Here is a 24434-nt window from a genome sequence, read left to right as displayed (position 1 = left end):
AAAAAATGATGCACGCGATGCTGCATTAAAGGCCGCTGCTCAGCGACCACCTTATGACGCGAGTACATTGGGCAATACCAGTACGCGCGATTTAGTACCAGCTATGCCAACTCACTTGTCAGCGCCAGGGGTCAACTTGGGTGCGTATATCAATACTGTCCATCAAATTCCTATTTTGACGCCGGTACAAGAGCAAGAGTTGGCGCATCGCTATTATGATGAAGGTGATGTTGAAGCCGCTCGTCTACTGGTGATGTCGCATTTACGTTTTGTGATTCATATCGCACGTAGTTACTCGGGCTATGGATTGCCGCAAGCAGATTTAATCCAAGAAGGTAACTTAGGATTGATGAAAGCCGTCAAACGTTTTGACCCGAATAAAGGCGTACGTCTAGTATCCTTTGCCGTACATTGGATTAAAGCTGAAATTCATGAGTTTGTGATTCGCAACTGGCGTATTGTGAAAGTTGCGACTACCAAGGCTCATCGTAAACTGTTCTTTAACTTGCGTAGCCTTAAGAAGACCAATAATCAGCTGACACTAGAAGAAGCGGACGCTATTGCTAATGACTTGAATGTTACGCGCAAGCAAGTGTTAGAGATGGAATCACGTCTGACTTCTTATGATGCTTCGTTTGAGGCGCAGTCAAGCGACGATGATGATGGCCGCTATGCCCCTCAGCTATTTTTGGAAGATGGGATTGATCCAGCTGAGCAGTTAGAGGAAGCGGATTGGGAAGAAAACAACTCATCAGCACTCATTGCGGCTATGGGCACTTTAGATGATCGTTCACGCGATATCGTCGAGCAGCGTTGGTTATCTGAGCAAAAATCCACCTTGCATGAGTTAGCTGCGGTTTACTCTATCTCAGCTGAGCGAGTCCGTCAGATTGAGAAAAATGCCATGGACAAGATTCGTGATGCGATGACTATTGATAGTGTGATTTTGCCAGATGATATTCAGTAGCCTTAAGATGATACGAGTTGTTCAATGTTAAATTGGATCGGTATTGCAGCAATTAATATGGCTATTGCTGTTGCTCTGGGCGCGTTTGGTGCGCATGGTTTAGAAGGCCGTGTCAGCATGCAGCAGATTGAATGGTGGCATACGGCAACGCTGTATTTGTTCGTACATGCGCTAGGATTATTGCTTGTTGGCTTACTGATTCGTTTGAAATATATTACTCAGACAACCGCCTGGTTACTACAAATTGGCATTGTCATTTTTGCTGGTAGCTTATATGCAATGACGCTTGGTGCACCGCGTTGGTTCGGTGCGATTACGCCTATTGGCGGCGTTCTTATGATTGCAGGTTGGCTATGGTTGGCCGTTTCCGCTTTTCGATTGAAGGACTCAGTTAACTGAGCTGTTCAATAGTCATTGTGGTTTTTAGCTCTTTGCATCAGCTGCAACGAACTATCAGTAATAAAGCAAAAGATACGTAGCGAATGAACAGGAATTTTAATTTAGTAGGGAGTATTTAATATGAGCACCATTACTGTCAATGGTAAAAGCTTGCAAACCACTCATCAGACTGTACAACTGGTTATCAATGAGCTTGGTCTTAGTCAGGGTCGTTACGCTGTAGAAGTCGACGGCGATCTGATGCCAAAAAGCGAGCTTGCTCAACTACGTATTGTAGAAGGTATGAATATAGAAGTAGTACAAGCCGTCGGCGGTGGTTAATAATGTTTAGACGGATAAGCTTGAGCTGACAGCTAGTTCATTTTCGTTCTAAGTTTACTAACTAAGTTTACTAATGATAAAAAAGACCTAAACGTATTACACGTTAAGGTCTTTTTTTACGTCAATTACAAACTAATGCAGTAGCTACTTATAAATTTTTTATTCTCTTAGTCTACTTTCACTAGATTGTAACGATAATGTTCAAAGTTTAGACTCGAACTATGCTGCTGGTACTGCTTCTGCAGGGGTTAGATCCTGATAGCGACTATCGCGTCCTGCACCCTGAGTCTTTTTGCGCTCTTGACGGGTTTTATATTTACGTACTTGTCTATCTAGCTTGTCTGCCATCTCGTTAATGGCTTTATACATATCATCTTCATACGCTTGGACAAACATTTCTTGACCCGAGACACGCATAATTGCTTCAGCTTTATGGCTCTTTTTACCGCCGTCGCTAGCACCGCTATTGTCTAACGATAAAATCACTTGAATACTTTGTATCTGATCGAAGTGACGCTCTACTTTTTCAAGCTTCTCGCGTACTGCTGTGTCCATAGCTTCTGTAACGCTGATATGATGACCACTGATAGAAACATTCATATTGTTGTCCTTTTATTTGTAACTTACAATCAACAGATGAGATAGCATTCTTGCTCTTGTCATCCTGCCTTACCACTAACTATCCCAACGCCTCTAGTAATGTGTCGACGTATCCTTTTATCGTCTCCTTTATTAGTTGTAAATAAATACTATAAATCGGCGTTTGGTGTTCGTTGTTGGTATGACTCTAATTTGTCATGAAAATCGCTCAGTAGCAAGCTGTTAAATTGTAATTAAGTGTAACAATACCTATTATTTCTACTTGGTTTCTATATAATCAAAAAATTTTATTTTTTATATCTGGTTTACACTATACAGACAGGTAGCCATTAACCTTGTAGAAAGATGATCTTAGATAATTAATATTTCTGTTTGCGCTGAGTAGACGAGCCAATATTCATTGCTTCACGATATTTGGCGACGGTTCTTCTGGCTATATCGATACCATCTGCTAACAGCTCATCTTTGATACGACTGTCTGATAATGGCTTTTTGGGGTCTTCGTCAGCGATGAGCTTTTTGATCATGGCACTGATAGCGGTCGATGAGATATCTCCATCAGCACTACTTACGTGAGAGGAGAAAAAGTGTTTCAAAGAAAACAATCCTTGCGGCGTCAAGATGGTTTTACTGGTGGTAAGGCGTGAGACTGTCGACTCATGCAAGTCAACTTCTTCAGCAATTGCCTTTAATATTAGGGGTTGCATGGCGGTTGCACCATGCTGCAGGAACTCTTGTTGATAGCGTACAATGCTAGTCGCTACTTTGAGTAAGTTTTGATTGCGCTCTTCGATACTACGAATAAACAGTCGAGCATCGGTGAGGTTTTCGCGCAGATATTGATTGTCAGGGCTGTCATCGCCGCGCTTGACTAGATTGGCATATTCTTGGTTTACGCGTAGCTTTGGTAGGGTGTCTGGATTGAGGCGTACATACCAACCATCTTCTTCTGCTTCAGAGTTACTTGTCGCCTTATTGTTTCTAATAGGTGTGACCAACACATCTGGAATATCATAGCTCTCAGGCGGCTGAGCATAGTCAGGCTGGCTAGACTGAAACAGCAGCCCTGGCGAAGCGTTCAAGGTACGTAGTAGCGTAAGTGCAGGTGTGATGTATTCTGGTACAAGCCCTGTGCGTTCAGTCAGTGCTTTAATATTATTACTGACTAAATGCTCGCTCGCTGATAGCAGCGCTTGGGCTTCTTGTAGGTATTCGGTGCGGGCATCTAGCTTAGATAGCTGAATCGATAAGCACTCGCTTAAATGACGCGCCCCTACGCCAACTGGATCACAGGACTGGATAATACGTAATACCGTCAAGACTTCTTCTTTTTCAACGCGCTCATCCCATTGATAGAAACTTGCCATCGTATCAAAGCTCTGTAGCAGCTCATCTATATCAATTCGAATAAAGCCCATGTCATCCATGGAGTCTATTAAATACTCTGCAATCAGCGTATCGGCCTCTGATAGACGCTTAAAGTTCAGCTGCCAGCGCACATGATCTTGAATGGTGGACGAAGTACCGCCTTGGTAACTATCAAAATCTTCATCACCCCTACTATTGCCAGAGCCCGTGGCGGTGGAGGCATAGTTACCCGTGTCAAAGCTACCTATATCAAAGCTATCGGCATCAGAACTGCTATAGCTATCTACATCTATTGCACTATCATCGATATTAGGCTGTTGTAACTTATCCAAACTATCACTGAAGCTATCGCTACTATCGCCGCTGTACTCTGTACTGGTAGTAGGTACTGAGTCAAATGAGTCACTGCTACTTTGATTCCAGCTATCAAGCGTCAACGGCTCGCTCCACTCCTCTATTTCATCGTCACCACTGTCGTATTCGTCATCGTTTTCGATACGTTCAAGTAATGGATTACTATCTAGCTTTGCCTGAACCTCTTGTGCGAGCTCAAGACTAGAGAGCTGCAGCAATTTTATGGCTTGCTGCATTTGCGGTGTTAGCTTTTGTGAGTTGCTCAGCGTGGTCGCCAATCCGAACGACATACTCATGGGCGGCTTATTGCACTCCGATCTTAGTGATATTGTGTTTATTCTGTCAGTAAAGGTAACGACATAAATCTTATCAGGACATGACGATAGCATTTTTTGCCACAATTTTGCTATGATAATTTATGTTTTGTCCGGATACGTTTGGTTTGCTATCGCTAGTAGACTACCATCTTGACAAGGATGAGCAATCCATAAATACGAGCAGTCTGTTCATTACCGCGAAAATATTATAATAAATAAATTACGGCAAATGACCAATACAGCTCATACCCAATAGGAATATTGTCATGAATTCAAGTAACCATCAACTTAACGTCGCTGCTATTCAAATGAACAGCCAGCAGAATGTTGAGGATAATTTAGCAGATATCAAAGCCGCTATCATAGATGCACAAGGCCGAGGGGCTGAGCTTGTTGTATTGCCTGAGAACTGCTGCAGCATGGGGCAGCAATCTGCTACTGCTGAGCGTTTTGACGACTTATCAGCGACGATAGCAGACTACGCCCGCACCGCTGGTATCCATGTACTAGCAGGCTCGTTACCCTGCCATTATCGCCCTAATGGTACTGTCGTTCCTGATGGTAGATTGCGCCAAGTGAGCCAGCTGTTTGCACCAGATGGTACCCGTGTCGCACGCTACGACAAGATTCATCTGTTTACCGCAACTGTGGCCGATAAGCATGGCAGCTATAACGAAGCGGCGACCTTTGAGCCGGGTACGCAGACCGTAATTGCGCCACTAGCAGTAGGCGATACAGTCTATCAACTCGGCATGATGGTATGTTTTGATTTGCGCTTCCCAGCATTGGCGCAGCGTCTGCGACAAGCAGGTGCTGAACTATTGAGTGCCCCTTCTGCCTTTACTTACTTAACTGGGCAAGCGCACTGGTCGCTGCTGTTACGAGCGCGTGCTCTAGATAGTCAATGTATGGTCATTGGCGCAGCGCAAGGTGGTGATCATCTCTATAAAGATGGTAGTACGCGTCAGACATGGGGACATGCAGCTATTACAGCGTTTGATAGTAGTGTTATCGCAAGCTATGACGATAGTGGACTGGATAAACAATATGCCGTCATCATGGCGTCATTAGACAAACAAGCGCAAGAGCAAGGCCGCCAAAAACTACCTATTTTTGATTGCCATCGTTTGGCATAGATTATGGAATTCAGTGGATTTCGTGCCTAATTGCTAGAGCGAGTCTTCATTTTGAGCATGAGTTGCTCGTGGATGGGCACGATCATAAACCTGCGTTAATTTTGCAAAGTCAACGTGGGTATAAATTTGCGTGGTGCTAATATCACTATGCCCGAGCATCTCTTGTACGGCGCGCAAGTCACCACTGCCTGACAGCATATGTGATGCAAAACAATGACGCAATAGATGGGGATACATATTCTGTGCGATACCTGCACGAGTGGCAGCGACTTTTAAACGCTGCTGCACTGCCCGTGTTGATAATCTGGTGCCAAGCTTTTCACTGATGAATAATGCGCTATCCATCTGCTCTACCCACAGGTTACGATGCGGTAGGTAGCGACTAATCGCTTCTGCAGCCTTTATCCCTAATGGCACTAGGCGTGTTTTATTTCCTTTACCCGTGACTCGTACCCGTAACTCAGACAAATCTACATCTGCCATATCGAGTGCGACCAATTCCCCAACACGCAAGCCGCTACTGTAAAGCAATTCAAACATGGCCTTGTCACGCAACCATAAGCGCGCTTGCTCTGGCGTATCAGGAATCTCTTGATCGAGTAGTTGAGTCAGTAAATCGACATCAGCGATAGAAGGCAGCGGTCTAGGACTACGTTTAAGTTGATAGCCAGTGGTTGGGTTGATACGTGCTAACTCTTCTTCAATCATCCAACCATAAAAATGCCGAATCGCAGACAACTCTTGCTGGACACTGGCAAGCGCTAACTTGTCTTCATCAAGACGTTGACTGATGTGCTGGGCAAGTTGCCGTTTATCACAGCGCGTCCATGTCAAACGCTTACCACGCAAAAATAACGCCAGTTGATTCAAACCAGCAAAATAAGCGGTCAGAGTATGCGGCGAATGGTTGCGCACAGACAATGTATTGAGCCAACGATGCACAGGTGCGAGTAGCTCTCGTAAGGCAGCGTCTGACTCTATATTGGCGGCCAGCTCAGTAGATAGCCAAGGTGCTGAGTTCGCTGCCTGATTGCCTTTATTATTAGACATAGCCATACTAGAACCATCCTTGGCATTTATACGATTGGCCTAACAACAGTTATCAGCCTTCAGCATTGGGTTTAAGTCCCGCTTGTGCCATCAGGCCATCTGGACTAAATACACCTTCATAGACGAAAGCGGTCGGACCCGTCATCGTGACTGAATAGCCTGGCTGCCATTTGATAATCATACTGCCACCATAGAGCTGCGCGCGAACTTCCTCACCCTCATCGAGCCAGCCTTCACGTATACCAACGGCTACTGCTGCACACGCGCCCGTTCCACAAGCTTGCGTCTCACCCACACCGCGCTCGTACACACGCAAACGAATATGGCGCTGATTCATCACTTGCATAAAGCCCACATTGACGCGCTCTGGAAATGCCGGATGCGACTCAATTGCCTTGCCTAGAGTCTCGACCTCAGCATCGAGTACGTCATCGACTTTTATCACAGCGTGCGGATTGCCCATATTGGCAACGTACAGCTGCACAGGCGTACCATTTACATCAAGATGATAGGTGTTTTGGATTTTGGTCGTCGCTCTTGGGCTAAATGGAATCTCATCTGGCTCAAATTTAGGTTTGCCCATATCGACATCTACCCAACCGTAACGATCAGTGGTCAGAGAAATAATACCGCTGGCCGTCTCAACGCGTAGACGCTGCTTAAATGACAGTTTACGTGCTTGCACAAAGCGTGCGAAACAACGCGCGCCATTGCCGCATTGTTCGACTTCGGTGCCATCAGTATTAAAGATACGATAACTGAAATCGACATCAGGGCGCATGGGTGGCTCAACCACGAGCAATTGATCAAAACCAATGCCTAGGTGACGATCGCCCAATAACTGCACCAAATCCTTGGTCAAATCTAAGCGCTGGGTCACTAAATCAATGACCATGAAATCATTACCCAACCCATGCATTTTAGTAAACTCTATTAGCATATCTTTGATGTCCTATCCTATTTTTATGTATGCCTTATATTAGCACGCTGTCAGATACAATCATAATAATACCAATCCCCAAAAATACGATTAGCGGTGTCAAACTTGTTTAGTCTACAGTGAGTAGTACTTGCACTCGTTTTCCTTGCTACTCTAATTTTTGGGATTGGTGTTGCCTTCAATTAAGAATCAGCTTTAATTAAAAAACACTTTCCTCAAAATCCAGTCATAAAAAAACCCATTGTCATTATCACAATAGGTTCTCTTCAATCAATAAAGCTATGAGCAAAAAGCTATTTAATTAAAACAGCCATCGATGACCATATCAACATCCATCAAAGCTTCTTATAATACTATTTACCCTGCCACAATGCTTCATCTGCATATAATGCTTCAATCGTTTCGCGCTTGCGAATAAGCTGATGACTATCGCCAGACACCATCACTTCGCTAGCACGTGGGCGTGAGTTATAGTTACTACTCATGGTAAAGCCGTAAGCACCTGCACCTGTGATGGCCAGTACATCGCCTGTAGCCAATGACAGTAGGCGGTCTTTTGCCAAGAAATCACCCGTCTCGCAAATCGCGCCAACGATATCCCACGGCTGTGTACCATCTGTATCGATACCGGCACTAGGTAGTACACTTGGAATCACCGCCATCTCAGCTTGATATAAAGCAGGACGAATCAAGTCATTCATAGCGGCATCAACGATAGCAAAGTTTTTATGCTCAGTCGGCTTGAGTACGTCAACTTGAGTCAATAGCACGCCAGCATTGGCAACGATACTACGACCTGGCTCAAAGAACACAGTCAAACCAAGCTCGCTAAGTTTTGGCAATAATGCTTGGGCAAACTCATCGATAGACACAGGCGTCTCATCAATATAGCGCACACCTAAACCACCACCCAAATCAACATGCTGCAACTCAATACCAGCGTCACGCAGGCTATGTATCAGCTCAATAACTTTATCTAACGCTGCAACAAATGGCTCTACCTCAGTCAACTGCGAGCCAATATGACAATCAATACCAACGATATCTATATGTGATAAATCGGCCGCTTGCTGATAGACCGCTAGTGCGTCTTCGTGAGTGATGCCGAACTTGTTGTCTTTAAGACCTGTTGAAATATATGGATGGGTTTTGGCATCGACGTTAGGGTTGACGCGTAACGAGATTGGCGCAGGCTTATCAAGTGACTTTGCCACTTCATTGATTAAAGTCAGCTCGCTAATAGACTCAACATTAAAACAGCCGATACCTTGAGTCAGCGCATACTCGATATCACTGTATGTTTTGCCAACGCCTGAGAATACCACACGTGATGCTGCGCCACCTGCCGCTAACACACGCATAAGCTCACCGCGAGAGACAATGTCAAACCCAGCGCCTGCCTGTGCCAAGACACCAAGCACGGCAAGGTTAGAGTTTGCTTTTACGGCATAGCATACTTGATGATTCAGACTGGCGAAGCTATCAGTATAAGCTTGATAAACATCCAATATTGCTTGCTTTGAATACACGTAGCATGGTGTGCCATATTGTTTTGCTAGCTCATCAATACTGACCTGCTCCATATACAATGCATCGCCGCGATAGCTTAGCGCTGGCAAGTGAGCACTCAACGCTTTCGGGTCAACATATAGCCCTTGCTCAGTTTGGATAGTAACGGATTCGCCAGTAGTAGAATCGGTTAAGTCAGCAGGTAGTTCAGAATGACTCATATAAACATCTCTAATATAATCAGATTAACAAGGGTGAAATTTAAATTTAGGTAGCAAAGCTGCTTAGCCAATTCAGTAGTAAATAATCGACCATTAGTTAAATTGTTAATTAACAAGCATCTAACCGCTAACTATTGGCTTAGCTTAGCAATTAATAGTCGTTGGGATCAGTACTAGGCTCAGGTAGCACCATTTGCTCTTCTAGGTAGCGGTTTTTTTGATAATTGTCATCGTCGATACCTGCAAAGGCTGCATCCTGTGGGTGGCTAGTACTATCAAGCACAGACGCACTGCCCTCTATCGTTTGATTACTAGCATCTGCCAGATATAGATCGCCTTTTTGCCCGCAGCCTGAGAATCCTAGCATAACTACACTGCCAATAAATAAGGTGGCAACAGCCTGACGACTGGTACGAGCAAACGAGCGAGCATGCTTAGCTGCTGAGGGACTGTGTATAGTAGACATATAATAGATAACCTATGAGCTTACGACGGCATAATGACGATAGTAAATCGTGATAAATAAAAAATAGATGGACAGCCAAACCAGCAACGAAAGCACTGTCGTTATGACCATTTTCATCATAGCATTATTACATAAAGCTGTACGAATACTGAATATGATTGGTGAATAAATTTGCGTGATGTTGGATATTTTCTAAAACATTAGTCGAATTTTTATAGTAATATCGTCTGCGAGCTTAGATATGAATGTATGACACATGAGTGTATCGACAACATTTCTTACAATTTCGTGAGTCATAGCCCTGCTATGTAGCCCATACAAGTTATCCACTTACAGTTCTATAACTCACTGAATATAATTGATTTATTTCATATTTAGCCATTTATTAATCATACATTTTAAACCTTACCCCTGTCGTGGTGTAGAAACAAAAATGTGTTACATTATATTCCCAGTTTGCGGCGGTAATAGGATGTTAGCCTGAGATGCATACGCATTACCTCATGAGCATGGATGCATAGCACTGTCAGAAACAGTAGCCCAAGTATAAACAAAATCGCCAATATATTTGCTTGATATTATCAGCATAGATATGGCTGATTTTCATTTACTCGGCGGTTATCAACTTCATCAATTCCATATAATAATGACATCATGTCTCAGTGACCTTTACTACAGCATTTGAGATATCAGCGATGTAGCATTTGATGATAATAAAACAGGACGTGGCAATAGACGTCTTTTTTGTATCGAACGAACGATATAATTGATTTGCCCTTTATAAAAACCAATCTAAGGATAGAGTATGAGCGCCAACCTAAGTACCACTTTTGATGATAAGAACAGCGAAACATCAACCCTAACTAGCCCCACTTTAGTCCTCAACTGCGGTTCGTCTTCTATCAAATACGCGTTGATCAGCGATGACAACTCTACTCGTATCACCGGTCTTGCCGAAAACTTAGGTCTTGATACAGCGCGTATCAAACACACCACGCTAAATGGCGATAAGTTAGAGATCTCTATTCCTGGTGGTAGTCACAAACTCGCCTTACAAAAAATTCTAGAGCTACTAGAGCAATATCACTTTATCGCAGTCGGGCACCGCGTGGTACATGGCGGCCGTGAATACTCTCAAGCTGTTCGTGTTGATCAACATGCGTTAGAGGAAGTAAAACGTCTAAAGATATTGGCTCCACTGCATAACCCTGCAAATGCTTTGGGTATTGAAGCGGTGCAAGCTATTTATCCTGACATTCCACAAGTTGTGGTATTTGATACCGCCTTTCACCAAACTATGCCACCGGTCGCCTTCCGCTATGCGTTACCAAAATATCTATACGAAGAGCACAAAATCCGTCGTTATGGCTTCCATGGTACGTCTCATGCTTATGTCTCAGAACGTGCTAGCAAAATCACTGAAGCGAAAGGTCCTCATGGTTGGATTACCGCGCATCTAGGCAATGGTTGCTCAGCAACTGCCGTATATGATGGCAAAAGTCTCGATACCAGCATGGGCCTGACCCCGCTTGAGGGACTGATGATGGGCACACGTAGCGGCGATGTCGACCCAAGCTTACATATGCATCTGAAACGTCAGCTCGGTATTAGTCTAGAAGAAACGGATAAGATGCTGAATAGTGAAAGCGGTCTGCTTGGTATTTCTGGCCTATCAAATGATTTGCGTACTATTGAGCAAGCCGCGAGCGAAGGCCATAAAGATGCGCAGCTCGCCATCGAGATGTTTTGCTACCGCGCTGGTAAATACCTCGCCAGCTTAAGCTGTGCACTGCCTGAATTTACCGGTATTGTATTCACTGGTGGTATCGGCGAAAACTCTGTCACCACGCGCGCAAGTATTTTAGCCGTCATGCGTCATTTCGGTATCAAGATGGACGCTGAAAAGAACACTGGATTGTACGGTGGTCAAGAAGGCAGCTTCCAAGCAGAAGGTAGCAGTGTCGAGCTGTGGGTTATTCCTACAGATGAAGAATACCGTATCGCTCAAGAGACTCGTCAAGCATTGAAATTAGTATAAGACGATTGATTATAATGCCTAGCGCTTATCGTTCTAAACGCTTTTAAAAAGCTGAAAACAAATAAGATAAAGCGCTTGGCATTTCTATACTGCATTGCTTATGCTGCTCAAAATGACTCGACGTCTAAAATAAAATAAATTGTAGGACACATTATGCAAACCATTTTACTTGTTCCCATTAGTCGCGGTATCGGTGTGACATCAGCCGCGCTAGGGCTAATTCGTGCCTTTGATTATAACGGTATCAAAGCGGGCTTTATGAAGCCGTTTTTGCAAGATGATACGCTAGACAAACAGCACAGCTTAGACAGCTCAAGCGCATTGACCATGCACGCATTTGGACTAAATCCGCCTGACTCTATCAGCCGTCAACACGTCGAGCGTATGCTAGGCGATGACAATCTTGATGACTTGATGGAAGAAGTGATTGCCAATTTTCATACGATCGATGATGGTCATGACGTGATTATCTGTGAAGGTCTGGTGCCAACCACTGAGACCTCTTATGCTTCACAAATCAACCGTGCACTTGCTCACGCGCTAGACGCCAAGATTATATTTGTCAGTACCGCTGATATCAGCAAACCTGCTTATTTAGCAGACAAACTGGATGTCCATGCCCGTGAGTTTGGCGGTGTCATCGATTCACGTACATTGGGTGTGATATTGATGCGGGTACAAGACGTGCCGAACACGTTTGATAATCAACCTGTCGCGCCGGGTGAGGCCGTTGTCAGCTTAGATCCAAACTTCCTGCAAGAGGTTCAGCGTCTATCGCCTTCGTTTAATACCGAAGTATTCCGTCTTATCGGGGTAGTGCCTTTTAGTAACTCTCTATCTGTGCCACGCACATGGGATATCGCAACAGAGCTCGATGCGACTTGGCTAAATGTTGGCGAAGCGAAGACACGACGTATCAATCGTATCAGCCTAACCGCTCGTTCAGTGGCGCGCGTCAATGAAGTCTTTAAGCGTGGTACGTTAATGGTCGTGCCTGGCGATCGTGATGACTTGCTATTAGCCGCTGGATTGGCCTGTATCAATGGAATTCCATTGGCAGGTCTAGTATTGACAGGTGGCATTACCCCAAGCGATACAGTTGCTGAGCTTTGGCAGTCAGCGCTCAAAACTGGCATCCCTGTCATGAGTGTCGAAAGCGACAGCTACGAGACAGTACAGAGTCTGATGCACATGAGCTCTGAGATTCCGAGTGATGATACAGAACGTGCTGATGAAGTGGCTCGTTATGTGGCAGCGCATTTGGATCTGAGCTGGATTAAAGAATACTTCAGCCGCAATCATGAGCCGCGTCTGTCACCATCAGCATTTCGCCATCAGTTGGTCAAAAAATCACAGCACGCCAAAAAACGTATTGTGCTGCCAGAAGGCGCGGAACCACGTACGGTCGAAGCGGCCTGTATCTGTCAGAGTCGTGGTATCGCCAACTGCGTATTACTTGCTAAACGTAGTGACGTTGAGCAAGTGGCCAAAAACCGTGATCTAACGCTGCCTGAAGGGTTAGAAATTATCGATCCTGACAACCTCGATATGAGCAAATATATCGCTGCTGTCGTAGAGCGCCGTAAAGGCAAAACCACTGCAGAAGTCGCTGCTGAATACCTAAAAGACACGGTCTATCTAGGTACTATCATGCTCCAACTAGACGAAGTCGACGGTCTGGTCTCAGGTGCGATTCATACCACTGCCAATACAGTACGCCCAGCATTCCAGCTAATCAAGACCGCACCGCAATACTCACTCGTGTCATCAGTGTTCTTTATGCTGTTGCCTGAGCAAGTGGTCGTCTATGGTGACTGTGCGATTAATCCAGATCCTAACGCTGAAGAGCTGGCTGAGATTGCTATTCAATCAGCACAGTCTGCTGCTGCCTTTGGTATCGATCCAAAAGTTGCGATGATCAGCTACTCTACTGGCTCATCAGGCGCAGGCGCAGATGTCGAAAAAGTCGCCCGTGCAACCCAAATAGTTCGTGAGCGCGCACCCGACCTCAAGGTCGATGGCCCGCTACAGTATGATGCGGCGTCTGTCATGAGCGTCGGTAAGCAAAAAGCACCTGACTCACCTGTCGCTGGACAAGCCAACGTCTTTATCTTCCCTGACCTCAATACTGGTAACACGACGTATAAAGCAGTACAGCGTAGTGCCAACGTCGTCAGTGTCGGCCCTATGCTACAGGGTCTGAATAAACCTGTGAATGATTTATCACGTGGTGCCTTGGTCGACGATATTGTCTATACCATCGCGTTAACCGCTATCCAAGCGTATAGCGATCTAATTTAATTGCTGTAATACTTACCCGTTAAAGTCCTATACCAAGCCGACTATCATTATGATGGTCGGTTTTTTATTGGTACTGGAGGGTCAGACAATGATGACAGATGCTCGTCTGCCCTCTACAATAGCGCTATCATCAAGTTATTTACCCTAAAAAGGCCAGCCAGTAAAAGAGCAAAGTGCATCAACGACTACTTGCGCCATACCTACTTTTATACATTTATTTATGCCAAATATGAGCAACAGCCCTCAAGAAAAAACACCTGAACCTGCCATTCGTGCCTATCTTGGCGGCTCGTTCGATCCCGTACATAATGGTCATTTAGAAGTCGCAATGTTTGTCTATAAGCACCTACTACCAATAGCCAAGCAGCTACAGCGCACACTGCATGTGTCCTTATTACCCAATGCACGCTCGCCATTTAAGACGCAAAGTACAGACCCTAACCATCGTTTAGCGATGTTAAAGCTGGCGACAGAGAATACACCGATACAGATTAATGAGCTGGAGCTATGGCAAGCGCCGCCTGTCTATACGATCGACAGCGTACGCACATTAAGACAGCAATATCCTAATGACAGTTTGATATTTATCATGGGTATGGACAGCGCCCATAGTTTGGATAAATGGAAAGATGGATTGCGTCTCACTGACCATGTCAATCTATGGGTATTTAATCGTCAGAGCAGTACCGATGTGAGTGATGGCATTAGCGATAAATTTTCTGACAGTATTATATCTTCTAAAAATAGTACAGCGACTACGGAAGATGTTAATTTCTTAAAATCGCAATTGCCTTTGTCATTGCAGTCCCATATAACAGACTCACCTATCGAGCTGTTAACTCCACCTATTCATCACTCGACAAATAGCTTAAACTCAAATAACACTGATCCGACTAGCCCTGACCCAAATAACACTGACCCAAATAACACTGACTTGAAAAACGCCAATCAAGGACGCATTTATATAGATTCGCGACCTATTACTGCGGTATCAAGCACACAAATACGCGAGCAGCTACTGAAATTAGACGATCAAACAAATAAAATGCCAGTCGCTCAACGGCAAATCGCATCTATAGCATCAATAAATGATATCATTAGCAATACTGAATCTAATCCATTAGCTAAATGGCTAAATCCTGCTGTTTATCAATATATTATCGCCCATCAGCTATATTCTGCTGCTCAATTCCGTTAAAATCGCCTTATCTATGTCATTTTGCCTATCCTGTCTCTATGCGTGACTGACGACATATGATCAGTCGGATAAGACAAATTGACGTTTTACCCCTTTATTTTACATATTTACGATTCAAGAGATTAAAATTTATGACCAACACCATGACTGCAGAACGCCTAACAGAATGCTTGACCCTAGTACAAAGCGCTCTAGATGATATGAAAGCAAAGAACATCACTGTAATGAATGTAGAAGATTTGACTGACGTAACAGAGCGCATCATCATCGCTGATGGTACCTCAAAGCGTCATGTACGTGCGATGGCTGATAGCGTCGGCGCTGAAGCTAAGCAAGCTGGTTTTATGCCACTTGGCCGTGAAGGCGGCATCGACTCTGATTGGACGTTGATCGATTTGGGCGCGGTTGTCGTCCATATGATGACGCCGCAAGCACGCGAGTTTTATGACCTAGAAGGCCTATGGTCATCACCTGAGCAATTGGCTGAACTAGTTGCTACGCCGCGCGAAAAGAAAACTGCGGGTCGTCGTAACAAAAACAAATAAGATTGTCAGTGACGATATTCGTTCAACATTGAAAAACGTACCGCCAAAAAGACCAGAATACTTATCCTGGTCTTTTTTTATGTAAATTTTATGGTGATGAACCAGTATAATCAAATACATCATTGAGTACAGATAAGCTCATTTCGTATCAATATTTATTAGCCACTAAAATTAAACCGTCAAAATTAAGCCGCCTTAGCCTATTCATTTTACCTATTAGGAAACCTTATGAGCGCAGAATCGAACACGTCATCACCTGAGCAAACCTTAACAAAATCGCCTGAGCAAACCCTAACAGACTTTAACCAAGACTTGCCCTTACATATCGCTACCCTCACTTGTGTTCGCGCTGGCAAATCTATGCCATTTGCCCGTGAGGAAATGAGCGCCATTGATAAAGCACCTATCAAATCTCCTGTCACCGTCAACTTTATGGGCTTAACCACTGATGAACAAGCTGACCGTAAGCATCATGGTGGCCCATTAAAAGCCGTGCATCAGCTAGCGCCTGCGACGTATGCAAAAATCAATGCAGAGTTTGGCCTGAAAGTGCGCGTCGGTACGCTAGGAGAAAACCTAACGACTGAAGCTATTAATGGTCTGCCTGAAATGACCGAATCTACGGTTTGTATTGGTGATGTTTTTCAATACGGTGGGGATTTTGAAAGTGTTCAAGACACTAGTAATGATGATGCTAGCGTTCAGTTACGTATCGTCCAACCACGACGCCCCTGCTACAAAATCAATGACCAAATCGGCCAATTTACCAAAGTACCAAATATCGCGGCATGGGTCAGCAAGCAAGGTATCTCTGGCTGGTATTTCCAAGTCGTCCGTGATGGCATTATAGAAGCTGATTTACCCGTATATTTGATTGAGCGCCCTTATCCGTTTGCGACATTAAAGACGTTATGGCAATTGGCCAATTCTAAAGAGAAATATGATGCAGATACTATTGAACCGTGGCTCGCGATTGACTGTTTAGAGGACAGTTGGAAAAAGGTTCTGGCTAAAAAAATCCAACAGGATTGAAAAGGTAACACTCAACAAAAACCTTTAATATGACTTTTCTATTTATAAAAGATAGCCACTACCCTGCGTAATGGCGTCACAAGGTTTTTCATGTTCTATGTCAGTTCCATAATAAACACTCTCTCCTTCTACATCTTTGATCGTGAAGGAGCACTCCATGAGTGAACAGACAGGAAGTATCAGCTACCTACAAGCGATAGCGATTAGCGTTGGTGCGATCATCGGCTGGGGCGCTTATGTCATGCCAGGCGATTTGTTTTTGCCACAGTCACAGCTATTAGGCTCTTCTGTTGCTATTATTATCGGTACTTTAGCCATCTATATGGTTGCGCGTGCCTATATTAATTTGCTGACTCAAACGCCAGAGAACGAGTCAGGCGGTATCTATTGGATTGAAAAATACATCAATCGCAAGCATGCCTATATCTATGGTTGGGGCGTCACGATAGGCTATATCTCTATTATCGCGCTCAATATATCAGCCGTCGCTTTGCTACTGCGCTATCTGTTACCTAGCGGCTTACAATTAGGCTATCTGTATACGATTGCTGGTTGGGAAGTCTACGCCAGTGAAGTGTCTCTATGCAGCGCGGCTATTATTTTATTCAGTTATATCAATCTAAAAGGTGTACGAGTCGGCGCAAAAATCCAACTCTATATCGCCCTCTTTATGATTCTATCAGTCACCGCGCTGTTTTTTGCCTCACTTTGGATGACACCAACGAACCAAGCGTTTCTGCCAACTGATATGTCTAGCGGCTCTATTACCAGTCTGGCATGGTTACCTATCTTGGCCGTTATACCGTGGGCGTATGTTGGTTTTGAGACCACACCGCAGATTTCAAAAGCGATTAGTGATTCAAAAACCAAGACCAAAAGTATTATCCTAGTTTCACTCATCGCTGGTGTGTTGTTTTACTTTTTAATCAACTACTTTACCGCGCTAAACATGAGCTTTGACTATCAAGCGATCAAAGACAGCCACTGGGCGACAGGTGAAGGCATAGACAATCGGATTGGTAGCATTGGCATCTGGCTGCTATCGATCGCTATGATTGGCTCGATAATGAGCGGTATCAACGGCTTTATATTGTCATCGGTTAAACTCTTAGAGTCTATGGGCGACACGTCATTATTGCCCAGCGTATTTACAGATAAACACAACCAATTCAGTAAGCAGAAGACCGTTATATTGATATGCTTGGTGTGCCTACTCTCTCCTTGGCTGGGTAGAAACTACCTACTCGATATCGTGACAATGGCGTCTTTGGGTATAACCGTTGGCTTCGCTTACGTCACGACCGCTGACCTCATCAATGAGCGAAAAAAGAAACAGGCAAGTTTGCTAAATTATCTCTCTGTATTAATCAGTGTGGTCTTTATATCGTTATTACTGCTACCATTTTCACCAGCAGCGCTGTCATTTAATGCTTATGTCTTGCTAGGATTCTTTATTCTGCTTGGGGCAATTGGTTATAAAAAAATCGCAGTCAATTCCAACGTTGATTCTGTCATTAATTAACGGCAAATAGCATTTACCTGTCGAGAGAGATAGACACCAGTAGCATCAAACGCAAACGCAAACGCAAACGAAGCTATAACCGCAACTCTTCCTATATAGAGCATTTCATGGCAAAAAACATTTCCTCGATTGCATTGGCATCAGTATTAATATCATCCTCTATGCTATCGCTCGTTGGCTGCGTAACGACGTCAACGCCGCAGTATGTAATCGATAGCGATAGCTACCAAGCAACTGGCAAAAGCGAGCGCATCAAAACCATCGTCCTGCACTATACAGTCTCTGATAATGAGCGCTCGATAAAGACATTGACCACAGGCAATGTGAGCGCGCACTATTTAGTATTAGACAACGATGACAATAGAATCTATAACCTCGTACCAGAGAGCGAGCGCGCATGGCATGCAGGTGATGGCGGCTTTGCAGGACGGACGATATTAAATGATACCTCTATCGGTATCGAGATCGTCAATAGCGGTATCAAGCCTGAATATCGAGACGCACTAAAAAATGGCACGCTCGACTATCACCCTTATGAGCACTATGTGGCATTTGATGAGTTGCAGATTAAAAAAGTCGCACAACTGGTGCAAGATATCACCACGCGCTATGACATCTCACCGAAGAATATCATTGGTCACTCCGATATGGCACCCTCGCGCAAGATAGACCCTGGTGCAAAGTTCCCGTGGGAGCGACTGTATTTCGATTACGGTATCGGCGCTTGGTATGATGAATTTGATAAGCAATTCTTTATGAATCAAGATGGATTTGCGTCGGCCACGATACCTGAAATCAAGCAAGCGTTTCGCAAGTATGGCTATCAAATCAACGATACTGATACGTGGGACAAAGCCAGTCGCGATGTCGTCTATGCGTTTCAGCTGCACTTTAGGGCTCAGCAGCCAACGGGTAATATGGATAGCGAGACCTATGCGATATTGCAGGCGCTAAATAAGAAGTATGCTGGTCGGGATGATTTTTATTAAAGAATACAGACTATCAGGAGACATAAGCCATGAATAACTCTCAAAAAAATGAGCAAGACGATCTACAAAAGTATCTAGAAGAAAAAGCCAAGCAAGAGCAGGAGGAGGAATGTAAGCAAGAACCTGAGCCACTTTCTGCCTATGATGCTTGTGTGCTAAAAGAAAGCGCTAAGATTCATGAGTTGATCGCTGAGGCTCAGAAGCGCCCCAAAGATGAATAACTGGATAGACAGTACTTACCAATCAAGTATATAAAAATGCGCAAGTTGATTTCTTATGTTTTGAGACATAGCTAAGCCGCTATGAATCCAATATCACAACTAAACAATGCTATATCACTTTATAAAAGAAGGCTTATCTACCAGCTATTTAGGCTATTTATTGCGATAGGCTAATGATAAAATCACCGCTCACAGGGTTATAGATAGTATCACTGTTCGCACCATCTCGTTGGCTTCCCGCATTGTTGTTTTTATCGTTGATTTTAATGATGGCTAGGATGCTGCATGGCTTTGATAACTTGGCTTTGATAGCCTAGTTCTATGACCAGTCTCAATATTTTTATTATCAAACGAACACCAATAATACTAAAAAAGGAATATTTATGTATCAAGCCTTTCAAAAACACCTACAACAAGAAATCAGCGATATACGCGAGGCAGGCCTGTATAAAAACGAGCGCGTTATTACTTCTCCGCAAGATGCACTCATCAAGATTGCCGATGGTCGTGAGATGCTTAACTTCTGTGCCAATAATTATCTTGGATTGTCTGACCATCCTGAGATTAAAAAGGCGGCGATCAAAGCCATTGAAAACTCAGGTTACGGCATGTCATCAGTGCGGTTTATTTGTGGTACGCAAGATTTGCATAAGCAATTAGAGGCAGCAATTTCTAAGTTTTTTAATACCGAAGATACGATTCTTTATGCGGCCTGTTTCGATGCCAATGGTGGTGCCTTTGAGCCACTGCTGACCAGTGAAGATGCGATTATTTCTGATTCGTTAAATCATGCTTCAATCATCGACGGTGTGCGCCTGTGTAAAGCCGCGCGTTATCGCTATGCCAATGCGGATATGCAAGATTTAGAAACGCAATTACAAGCGGCGCAAGCGCAGCGTTTTCGTTTGATTGTCACCGATGGTGTGTTTTCAATGGATGGTAACGTGGCGCCAATGGATGAGATTTATGCGTTGGCACAAAAATATGATGCCATGGTCATGATTGACGAATCGCATTCAGCAGGTGTGGTCGGTCGCACTGGTGGCGGCGTGACTGAATTGTTTGATCTGCGTGGCGATGTTGAGCTGATCACTGGTACCTTGGGCAAGGCATTTGGCGGTGCTATTGGCGGCTTTACCACGGGCAAAAAAGAAATGATTGAGATGCTGCGTCAACGCTCACGCCCGTATCTGTTTTCAAACTCTATTCCTCCTATGGTGGCTGCCGCTGGGGTAAAAGCGTTTGACATGCTATCGCAAGACAATGCCTTACAAGACCAATTGCATGAAAATACCGCCTATTTTGTGAAGCAAATGCAAGATGCAGGCTTCGATATCAAGCCTACTGAATCAGCTATTTGTGCGGTGATGCTCTATGATGCCAATGTCTCCCAGCAAATGGCAGAGGCGCTGCTTAGCGAGGGCATTTATGTGATTGGCTTCTTCTATCCTGTCGTACCCAAAAATGAAGCTCGCATTCGTGTGCAGCTCTCTGCTGCTCATACTCGCGCGCAGCTCGACCAGTGTATCGCCGCCTTTATCAAAGTCGCCAAGCAAATGAAGGTGATTGATTAAGCGTCGTTCGGTATTTATCTAGGGCGTGTCCTCAATTCAAACGAGTGTTCTCTAAATGGGCTAAAAATAGCTAAATTTTGCCAAACATCGTCAAATAGTTGGTCAATATCTCGATATTATCTGCACTATTTTCCTCGTTTGACGGCAATTTATCTCATTTTTATCACCATTTTTAAAATGAGGACACACCCTAGATTCAATAATTAAGTACAACACAGCTAAATAAGAGAAAACTATGAAAGCACTGGTTAAAGCTCATGCCGAAAAAGGCATCTGGATGCAAGACATACCAGAACCTACGGTCGGCATCAATGACGTTAAAATTAAAATTAAAAAAACTGCCATCTGTGGGACAGATTTACACATTTATAAGTGGGATGAGTGGTCACAAAAGACCATAAACACGCCGATGATTATCGGACATGAATACGTCGGTGCCATTAGTGAAATGGGCGATGGCGTCAAGCATCTTGAAATAGGTGACCGAGTCACAGGCGAAGGCCATATCGCTTGCGGGCATTGCCGTAACTGCCGCCGTGGTAAGCTGCATGTGTGCGAAAATACTATAGGCGTAGGCGTTGACCGCGATGGCGCGTTTGCCGAATATTTGGTGATACCTGCCGATAATGTCATCAAACTCGATGAGCGTATCAGTGATGAGATGGCAGCCATCATGGATCCCTTTGGCAATGCCACGCATACGGCCCTTTCATTTCCTGTCCTTGGTGAGGATGTGCTGATTACGGGTGCGGGGCTGATTGGTTCTATGGCGACAGCGATTTGCCGCTTCGCAGGGGCGCGTAATATTGTGGTCAGTGATATCAGTGACTATCGCTTGGAGCTTGCCAAAAAAATGGGTGCGACGATGACCATCAACCCAGCCAAAGGTGAAACCATCGAAGGCGCTATCGATACCTTGAAAATGCACGGCTTCGATATCGGACTTGAGATGTCAGGCTCGCCTCAGGCCTTTGATTCGATGATTACGAACATGTATAACGGCTCTAAAATCGCGCTCTTGGGTATTTTGCCTAACACCACCACGGTGGATTGGAGCAAGATTATTTTTAAGGCGCTAACCCTAAAAGGTATTTATGGGCGTGAGATGTGGGAGACGTGGTATCAGATGGAGCAAATGCTGATTAGCGGTATTGATCTGTCGCCAATCATTACCCATCGCATGCACATTGATGAGTTTCAAGAAGGCTTTGATATCATGGAAAGTGGACAATGCGGTAAGGTAATTTTAAGCTGGGATTGATTTTGGCGATTTAGCATTTGAAGAGTCGTGGTTAGGGTTTACATTATCACGGCTGATAAAACGGTACTGATTTCAGTGCCGTTTTTTTTGGGTAATGGAAAGTGATAAGATTTATGAGTTGACTGCTGAAGTGTGAAGAGCATTTAGAGGATAAGTAATTTTGATTAAATCATTCTGTATAAAAAAATGATCTTAATCGATATTTTTATTTTTTAACACATCATATGATGTTATAATTTATAAAAATTACATGGATGAAACTAATATGTACCAAGCACCACAGTATGAAATCTTCAGCGACCTAGATAGCCGCAACACAGATGGTGAGCTTATAAACAATAGCGAAGCTGTGGAAATTTTGAAGAATAAATTCGGTTTTACTCCTCAAGTCATTTTCGATGCTATTCAAAAAGCTGATCAAAATTTCAATATGAAAACTAAGGTAAACTGTGCAAGCGGTATAGCACGTTGGGGTGACATTGGGGAAAACATAGCCCTACAATTAATTTCTAACGAAATCGAATTTAGCCGAGGTCAAGGACAACCTACATTAACCATCGTTGATAACAATATTCAAATTATTATCATGTCCAGTAATGACGCTTTAGGTAATATGAATTTGCCGATTTCCTCCAACTGTTCAAAAGGTATTGAGACGAAACACAAAATTGATATAAATAAATATAGAAATATGACTAGCGAGAAACTAGAAACTTGGGTTCTATATTATCCTTCAAGAAAACACGAAATTTATCAGGATGATGCTCCAAGTCTAATTTATGAACTTGCAAGACCAATGTCTTATATAGTAATGGATGATGGAAAAATTTTTCCAACTGACCATGATTGTAGATTGATGTTTTCTTCAGATTCAGAAAATGAGGTTCAGTCATATATGAGTGAGTTTGCTGATGAATCAGTGAACGAGGACTCGTTTGAAATTGGGTATAAAAATGCGAGCAATGAAGAGTAACTCTGAATTCAATAAGCGCCGTCTAAAAATAGCTAAAGACTTAAAGGGGAAAACAAATAAAGATCTAGCAAATATACTGTCATGTACCGAAGCTACAATTTCAAATTATTTGAACGAAAATAAACCTTCAGTACCTGATTTCGAAAAAGTAGTTAAGTTAAGTGAGTCATTAAACCTACCTTTTGACTTCTTTAACTCCACTTTCAAAACACAAGTAGTAGATGAGCAAATTTTCTTTCGTTCATATAGCCGTATAAAAGCTCAGTACAGAAACTCTGCACTTGCTTACAGTGAGTTTGCAATTCAAACCTTGGAGTATTTTGACAAAACAATATCTAATCTTCCCATTTTCCAAGGCTTCGATATTGATACTTTGGTTAATGAGCCTGAAAAAGCTGCTTTAACACTTCGTGGCGATTGGCAATTAGGTATTCTACCGATTAAAAACATTATTGCCCTACTCGAATCACATGGTATTGCAGTATTCCGTTTGCCAATGGAAGTAAAAGAAGTTGATGCATTCTCTTTTTATCATGATGGGCGACCTATAGTATTTTTGAATACAGCGAAGTCAGCAGAAAGAATGCGCTTCGATGCTGCTCATGAACTTGGTCACTTAGTTCTGCACAGTGATGATAAAAATGTACTTGAAAATATGAAGGACAAAGAGCACGAAGCTGATAGGTTTGCTTCCAGTTTTTTAATGCCGAAAGAAGCATTTGTAGTTATGGCTCCAAACAATCTAAATCTGCCGAATCTAATCAGCTATAAAAAATACTGGAAAGTGTCTCTTGCAGCTATGAACTATAACTTACACACTAATGGATTATTAACTGATTGGCTTTATCGTTCTAATTGTATCGAGTTTAGTAAACAAGGATATAATAAGTTAGAACCTGAACCTATTGAACGTGAACGACCGATTCTACTTAATAAGATTATTAAGGTTCTCTTAGAAAAAGAAGGTAGGAATTTTTATGAGAATATTGATTTTGGCTATCAAATTTTAGATGATATAACGTTCAAGTTAATTAGTGAAAATACTAAGCCTAGACTGAAGTTACTCTAAAAGCATTACTCAAAACACAAAAAAGGTGAGCATTACGCCCACCTTTTTTTATGCTTACAATAA

22 protein-coding genes are annotated in these 24434 nt (G+C 43.5%); 16 read left to right on the top strand and 6 right to left on the bottom strand.

Annotated features, from left to right (window positions below; translation table 11 throughout):
* The first annotated feature begins 103 nt into the window (after window positions 1-103).
* The 3 genes from rpoH (at window position 104) to thiS (ending at window position 1687) form a co-directional block, all read left to right on the top strand.
* The gene (gene rpoH / locus QO187_RS06810) at window positions 104-967 is read left to right on the top strand and encodes an RNA polymerase sigma factor RpoH (RefSeq protein WP_197099889.1); all 864 of its coding nucleotides are present in this window, start codon (window positions 104-106) and stop codon (window positions 965-967) included.
* Between the two features lie 24 nt (window positions 968-991).
* Complete coding sequence (locus QO187_RS06805) at window positions 992-1366, top strand: DUF423 domain-containing protein (RefSeq protein ID WP_102094670.1); 375 nt, start codon at window positions 992-994, stop codon at window positions 1364-1366.
* Window positions 1367-1486: 120 nt separating this feature from the next.
* Complete coding sequence (thiS, locus tag QO187_RS06800; RefSeq protein WP_102090834.1) at window positions 1487-1687, top strand: sulfur carrier protein ThiS; 201 nt, start codon at window positions 1487-1489, stop codon at window positions 1685-1687.
* A gap of 219 nt (window positions 1688-1906) precedes the next feature.
* On the opposite strand, the gene hpf is transcribed toward thiS, so the two are convergent.
* Together hpf and rpoN are read right to left on the bottom strand one after the other, a co-directional pair.
* Window positions 1907-2287 (bottom strand): ribosome hibernation-promoting factor, HPF/YfiA family, encoded by a 381-nt coding sequence (gene hpf / locus QO187_RS06795; RefSeq protein ID WP_057758130.1) that lies wholly within the window; start codon window positions 2285-2287, stop codon window positions 1907-1909.
* A gap of 359 nt (window positions 2288-2646) precedes the next feature.
* Window positions 2647-4305 (bottom strand): RNA polymerase factor sigma-54, encoded by a 1659-nt coding sequence (gene rpoN, locus QO187_RS06790; RefSeq protein ID WP_102094669.1) that lies wholly within the window; start codon window positions 4303-4305, stop codon window positions 2647-2649.
* Between the two features lie 287 nt (window positions 4306-4592).
* Here rpoN and QO187_RS06785 point away from each other — a divergent pair, with 287 nt between their 5' ends.
* Complete coding sequence (locus QO187_RS06785) at window positions 4593-5462, top strand: nitrilase-related carbon-nitrogen hydrolase (protein ID WP_102094668.1); 870 nt, start codon at window positions 4593-4595, stop codon at window positions 5460-5462.
* A 33-nt stretch (window positions 5463-5495) separates the two neighbouring features.
* On the opposite strand, the gene QO187_RS06780 is transcribed toward QO187_RS06785, so the two are convergent.
* The 4 genes from QO187_RS06780 to QO187_RS06765 all read right to left on the bottom strand — a co-directional run bounded on the left by QO187_RS06780 (window position 5496) and on the right by QO187_RS06765 (window position 9648).
* Window positions 5496-6518 (bottom strand): tyrosine recombinase XerC, encoded by a 1023-nt coding sequence (locus QO187_RS06780; RefSeq protein ID WP_102094667.1) that lies wholly within the window; start codon window positions 6516-6518, stop codon window positions 5496-5498.
* 46 nt (window positions 6519-6564) lie between these two features.
* A complete protein-coding gene (dapF, locus tag QO187_RS06775; protein WP_102094666.1) occupies window positions 6565-7452 on the bottom strand; it encodes a diaminopimelate epimerase in 888 nt (295 codons plus the stop codon).
* Between the two features lie 353 nt (window positions 7453-7805).
* Window positions 7806-9035, bottom strand: a complete 1230-nt coding sequence (lysA, locus tag QO187_RS06770; protein WP_185156662.1) for a diaminopimelate decarboxylase — start codon at window positions 9033-9035, stop codon at window positions 7806-7808.
* 298 nt (window positions 9036-9333) lie between these two features.
* Window positions 9334-9648, bottom strand: coding sequence for a lipoprotein (locus QO187_RS06765; protein ID WP_102094664.1), 315 nt, complete (start codon window positions 9646-9648; stop codon window positions 9334-9336).
* Between the two features lie 805 nt (window positions 9649-10453).
* Between QO187_RS06765 and QO187_RS06760 the strand changes: the two genes are divergently transcribed.
* From QO187_RS06760 to QO187_RS06705, 12 genes are all read left to right on the top strand, one after another.
* Window positions 10454-11686: an acetate/propionate family kinase gene (locus QO187_RS06760; protein ID WP_102094663.1), complete on the top strand. Its 1233-nt coding sequence runs from the start codon at window positions 10454-10456 to the stop codon at window positions 11684-11686.
* A 153-nt stretch (window positions 11687-11839) separates the two neighbouring features.
* Entirely contained in the window at window positions 11840-13987 is a 2148-nt protein-coding gene (pta, locus tag QO187_RS06755) for a phosphate acetyltransferase (RefSeq protein ID WP_102094662.1), read from the top strand.
* 229 nt (window positions 13988-14216) lie between these two features.
* Window positions 14217-15185, top strand: a complete 969-nt coding sequence (locus QO187_RS06750) for a nicotinate-nicotinamide nucleotide adenylyltransferase (protein ID WP_228153240.1) — start codon at window positions 14217-14219, stop codon at window positions 15183-15185.
* A 131-nt stretch (window positions 15186-15316) separates the two neighbouring features.
* The gene (gene rsfS / locus QO187_RS06745; protein ID WP_102094660.1) at window positions 15317-15730 is read left to right on the top strand and encodes a ribosome silencing factor; all 414 of its coding nucleotides are present in this window, start codon (window positions 15317-15319) and stop codon (window positions 15728-15730) included.
* A 360-nt stretch (window positions 15731-16090) separates the two neighbouring features.
* Window positions 16091-16762 (top strand): MOSC domain-containing protein, encoded by a 672-nt coding sequence (locus tag QO187_RS06740; protein WP_228153248.1) that lies wholly within the window; start codon window positions 16091-16093, stop codon window positions 16760-16762.
* A 157-nt stretch (window positions 16763-16919) separates the two neighbouring features.
* Window positions 16920-18284, top strand: coding sequence for an APC family permease (locus QO187_RS06735; RefSeq protein ID WP_102094658.1), 1365 nt, complete (start codon window positions 16920-16922; stop codon window positions 18282-18284).
* A gap of 107 nt (window positions 18285-18391) precedes the next feature.
* Window positions 18392-19273, top strand: a complete 882-nt coding sequence (locus QO187_RS06730; RefSeq protein ID WP_102094657.1) for an N-acetylmuramoyl-L-alanine amidase — start codon at window positions 18392-18394, stop codon at window positions 19271-19273.
* Window positions 19274-19302: 29 nt separating this feature from the next.
* Window positions 19303-19494 carry a hypothetical protein gene (locus tag QO187_RS06725; RefSeq protein WP_102094656.1) on the top strand — a complete coding sequence of 64 codons (192 nt, stop codon included), beginning with the start codon at window positions 19303-19305 and terminating at the stop codon, window positions 19492-19494.
* 383 nt (window positions 19495-19877) lie between these two features.
* Window positions 19878-21068: a glycine C-acetyltransferase gene (kbl, locus tag QO187_RS06720; RefSeq protein ID WP_102094655.1), complete on the top strand. Its 1191-nt coding sequence runs from the start codon at window positions 19878-19880 to the stop codon at window positions 21066-21068.
* Between the two features lie 235 nt (window positions 21069-21303).
* The gene (gene tdh / locus QO187_RS06715) at window positions 21304-22329 is read left to right on the top strand and encodes an L-threonine 3-dehydrogenase (protein WP_102094654.1); all 1026 of its coding nucleotides are present in this window, start codon (window positions 21304-21306) and stop codon (window positions 22327-22329) included.
* Between the two features lie 265 nt (window positions 22330-22594).
* Window positions 22595-23302 (top strand): hypothetical protein, encoded by a 708-nt coding sequence (locus QO187_RS06710; RefSeq protein ID WP_087814541.1) that lies wholly within the window; start codon window positions 22595-22597, stop codon window positions 23300-23302.
* Window positions 23265-24371 (top strand): XRE family transcriptional regulator, encoded by a 1107-nt coding sequence (locus QO187_RS06705; RefSeq protein WP_371547815.1) that lies wholly within the window; start codon window positions 23265-23267, stop codon window positions 24369-24371. Before QO187_RS06710 ends, QO187_RS06705 begins: the two co-directional genes overlap by 38 nt.
* The last annotated feature ends 63 nt before the right edge of the window (window positions 24372-24434 follow it).

This window comes from Psychrobacter sp. Arc9, from assembly GCF_041431295.1.
Lineage (GTDB): Bacteria > Pseudomonadota > Gammaproteobacteria > Pseudomonadales > Moraxellaceae > Psychrobacter.
The sequence above is the reverse complement of the archived record's forward strand: the minus strand, read 5'-3'. Positions and strand labels throughout refer to the sequence as shown.

Coding starts and splice junctions, on each gene's coding strand:
- rpoH (WP_197099889.1), top strand. CDS start 104: ATGCCAACTCACTTGTCAGCGCCAGGGGTCAACTTGGGTGCGTATATC.
- QO187_RS06805 (WP_102094670.1), top strand. CDS start 992: ATGTTAAATTGGATCGGTATTGCAGCAATTAATATGGCTATTGCTGTT.
- thiS (WP_102090834.1), top strand. CDS start 1,487: ATGAGCACCATTACTGTCAATGGTAAAAGCTTGCAAACCACTCATCAG.
- hpf (WP_057758130.1), bottom strand. CDS start 2,287: ATGAATGTTTCTATCAGTGGTCATCATATCAGCGTTACAGAAGCTATG.
- rpoN (WP_102094669.1), bottom strand. CDS start 4,305: ATGAGTATGTCGTTCGGATTGGCGACCACGCTGAGCAACTCACAAAAG.
- QO187_RS06785 (WP_102094668.1), top strand. CDS start 4,593: ATGAATTCAAGTAACCATCAACTTAACGTCGCTGCTATTCAAATGAAC.
- QO187_RS06780 (WP_102094667.1), bottom strand. CDS start 6,518: ATGGCTATGTCTAATAATAAAGGCAATCAGGCAGCGAACTCAGCACCT.
- dapF (WP_102094666.1), bottom strand. CDS start 7,452: ATGCTAATAGAGTTTACTAAAATGCATGGGTTGGGTAATGATTTCATG.
- lysA (WP_185156662.1), bottom strand. CDS start 9,035: ATGGAGCAGGTCAGTATTGATGAGCTAGCAAAACAATATGGCACACCA.
- QO187_RS06765 (WP_102094664.1), bottom strand. CDS start 9,648: ATGTCTACTATACACAGTCCCTCAGCAGCTAAGCATGCTCGCTCGTTT.
- QO187_RS06760 (WP_102094663.1), top strand. CDS start 10,454: ATGAGCGCCAACCTAAGTACCACTTTTGATGATAAGAACAGCGAAACA.
- pta (WP_102094662.1), top strand. CDS start 11,840: ATGCAAACCATTTTACTTGTTCCCATTAGTCGCGGTATCGGTGTGACA.
- QO187_RS06750 (WP_228153240.1), top strand. CDS start 14,217: ATGAGCAACAGCCCTCAAGAAAAAACACCTGAACCTGCCATTCGTGCC.
- rsfS (WP_102094660.1), top strand. CDS start 15,317: ATGACCAACACCATGACTGCAGAACGCCTAACAGAATGCTTGACCCTA.
- QO187_RS06740 (WP_228153248.1), top strand. CDS start 16,091: ATGCCATTTGCCCGTGAGGAAATGAGCGCCATTGATAAAGCACCTATC.
- QO187_RS06735 (WP_102094658.1), top strand. CDS start 16,920: ATGAGTGAACAGACAGGAAGTATCAGCTACCTACAAGCGATAGCGATT.
- QO187_RS06730 (WP_102094657.1), top strand. CDS start 18,392: ATGGCAAAAAACATTTCCTCGATTGCATTGGCATCAGTATTAATATCA.
- QO187_RS06725 (WP_102094656.1), top strand. CDS start 19,303: ATGAATAACTCTCAAAAAAATGAGCAAGACGATCTACAAAAGTATCTA.
- kbl (WP_102094655.1), top strand. CDS start 19,878: ATGTATCAAGCCTTTCAAAAACACCTACAACAAGAAATCAGCGATATA.
- tdh (WP_102094654.1), top strand. CDS start 21,304: ATGAAAGCACTGGTTAAAGCTCATGCCGAAAAAGGCATCTGGATGCAA.
- QO187_RS06710 (WP_087814541.1), top strand. CDS start 22,595: ATGTACCAAGCACCACAGTATGAAATCTTCAGCGACCTAGATAGCCGC.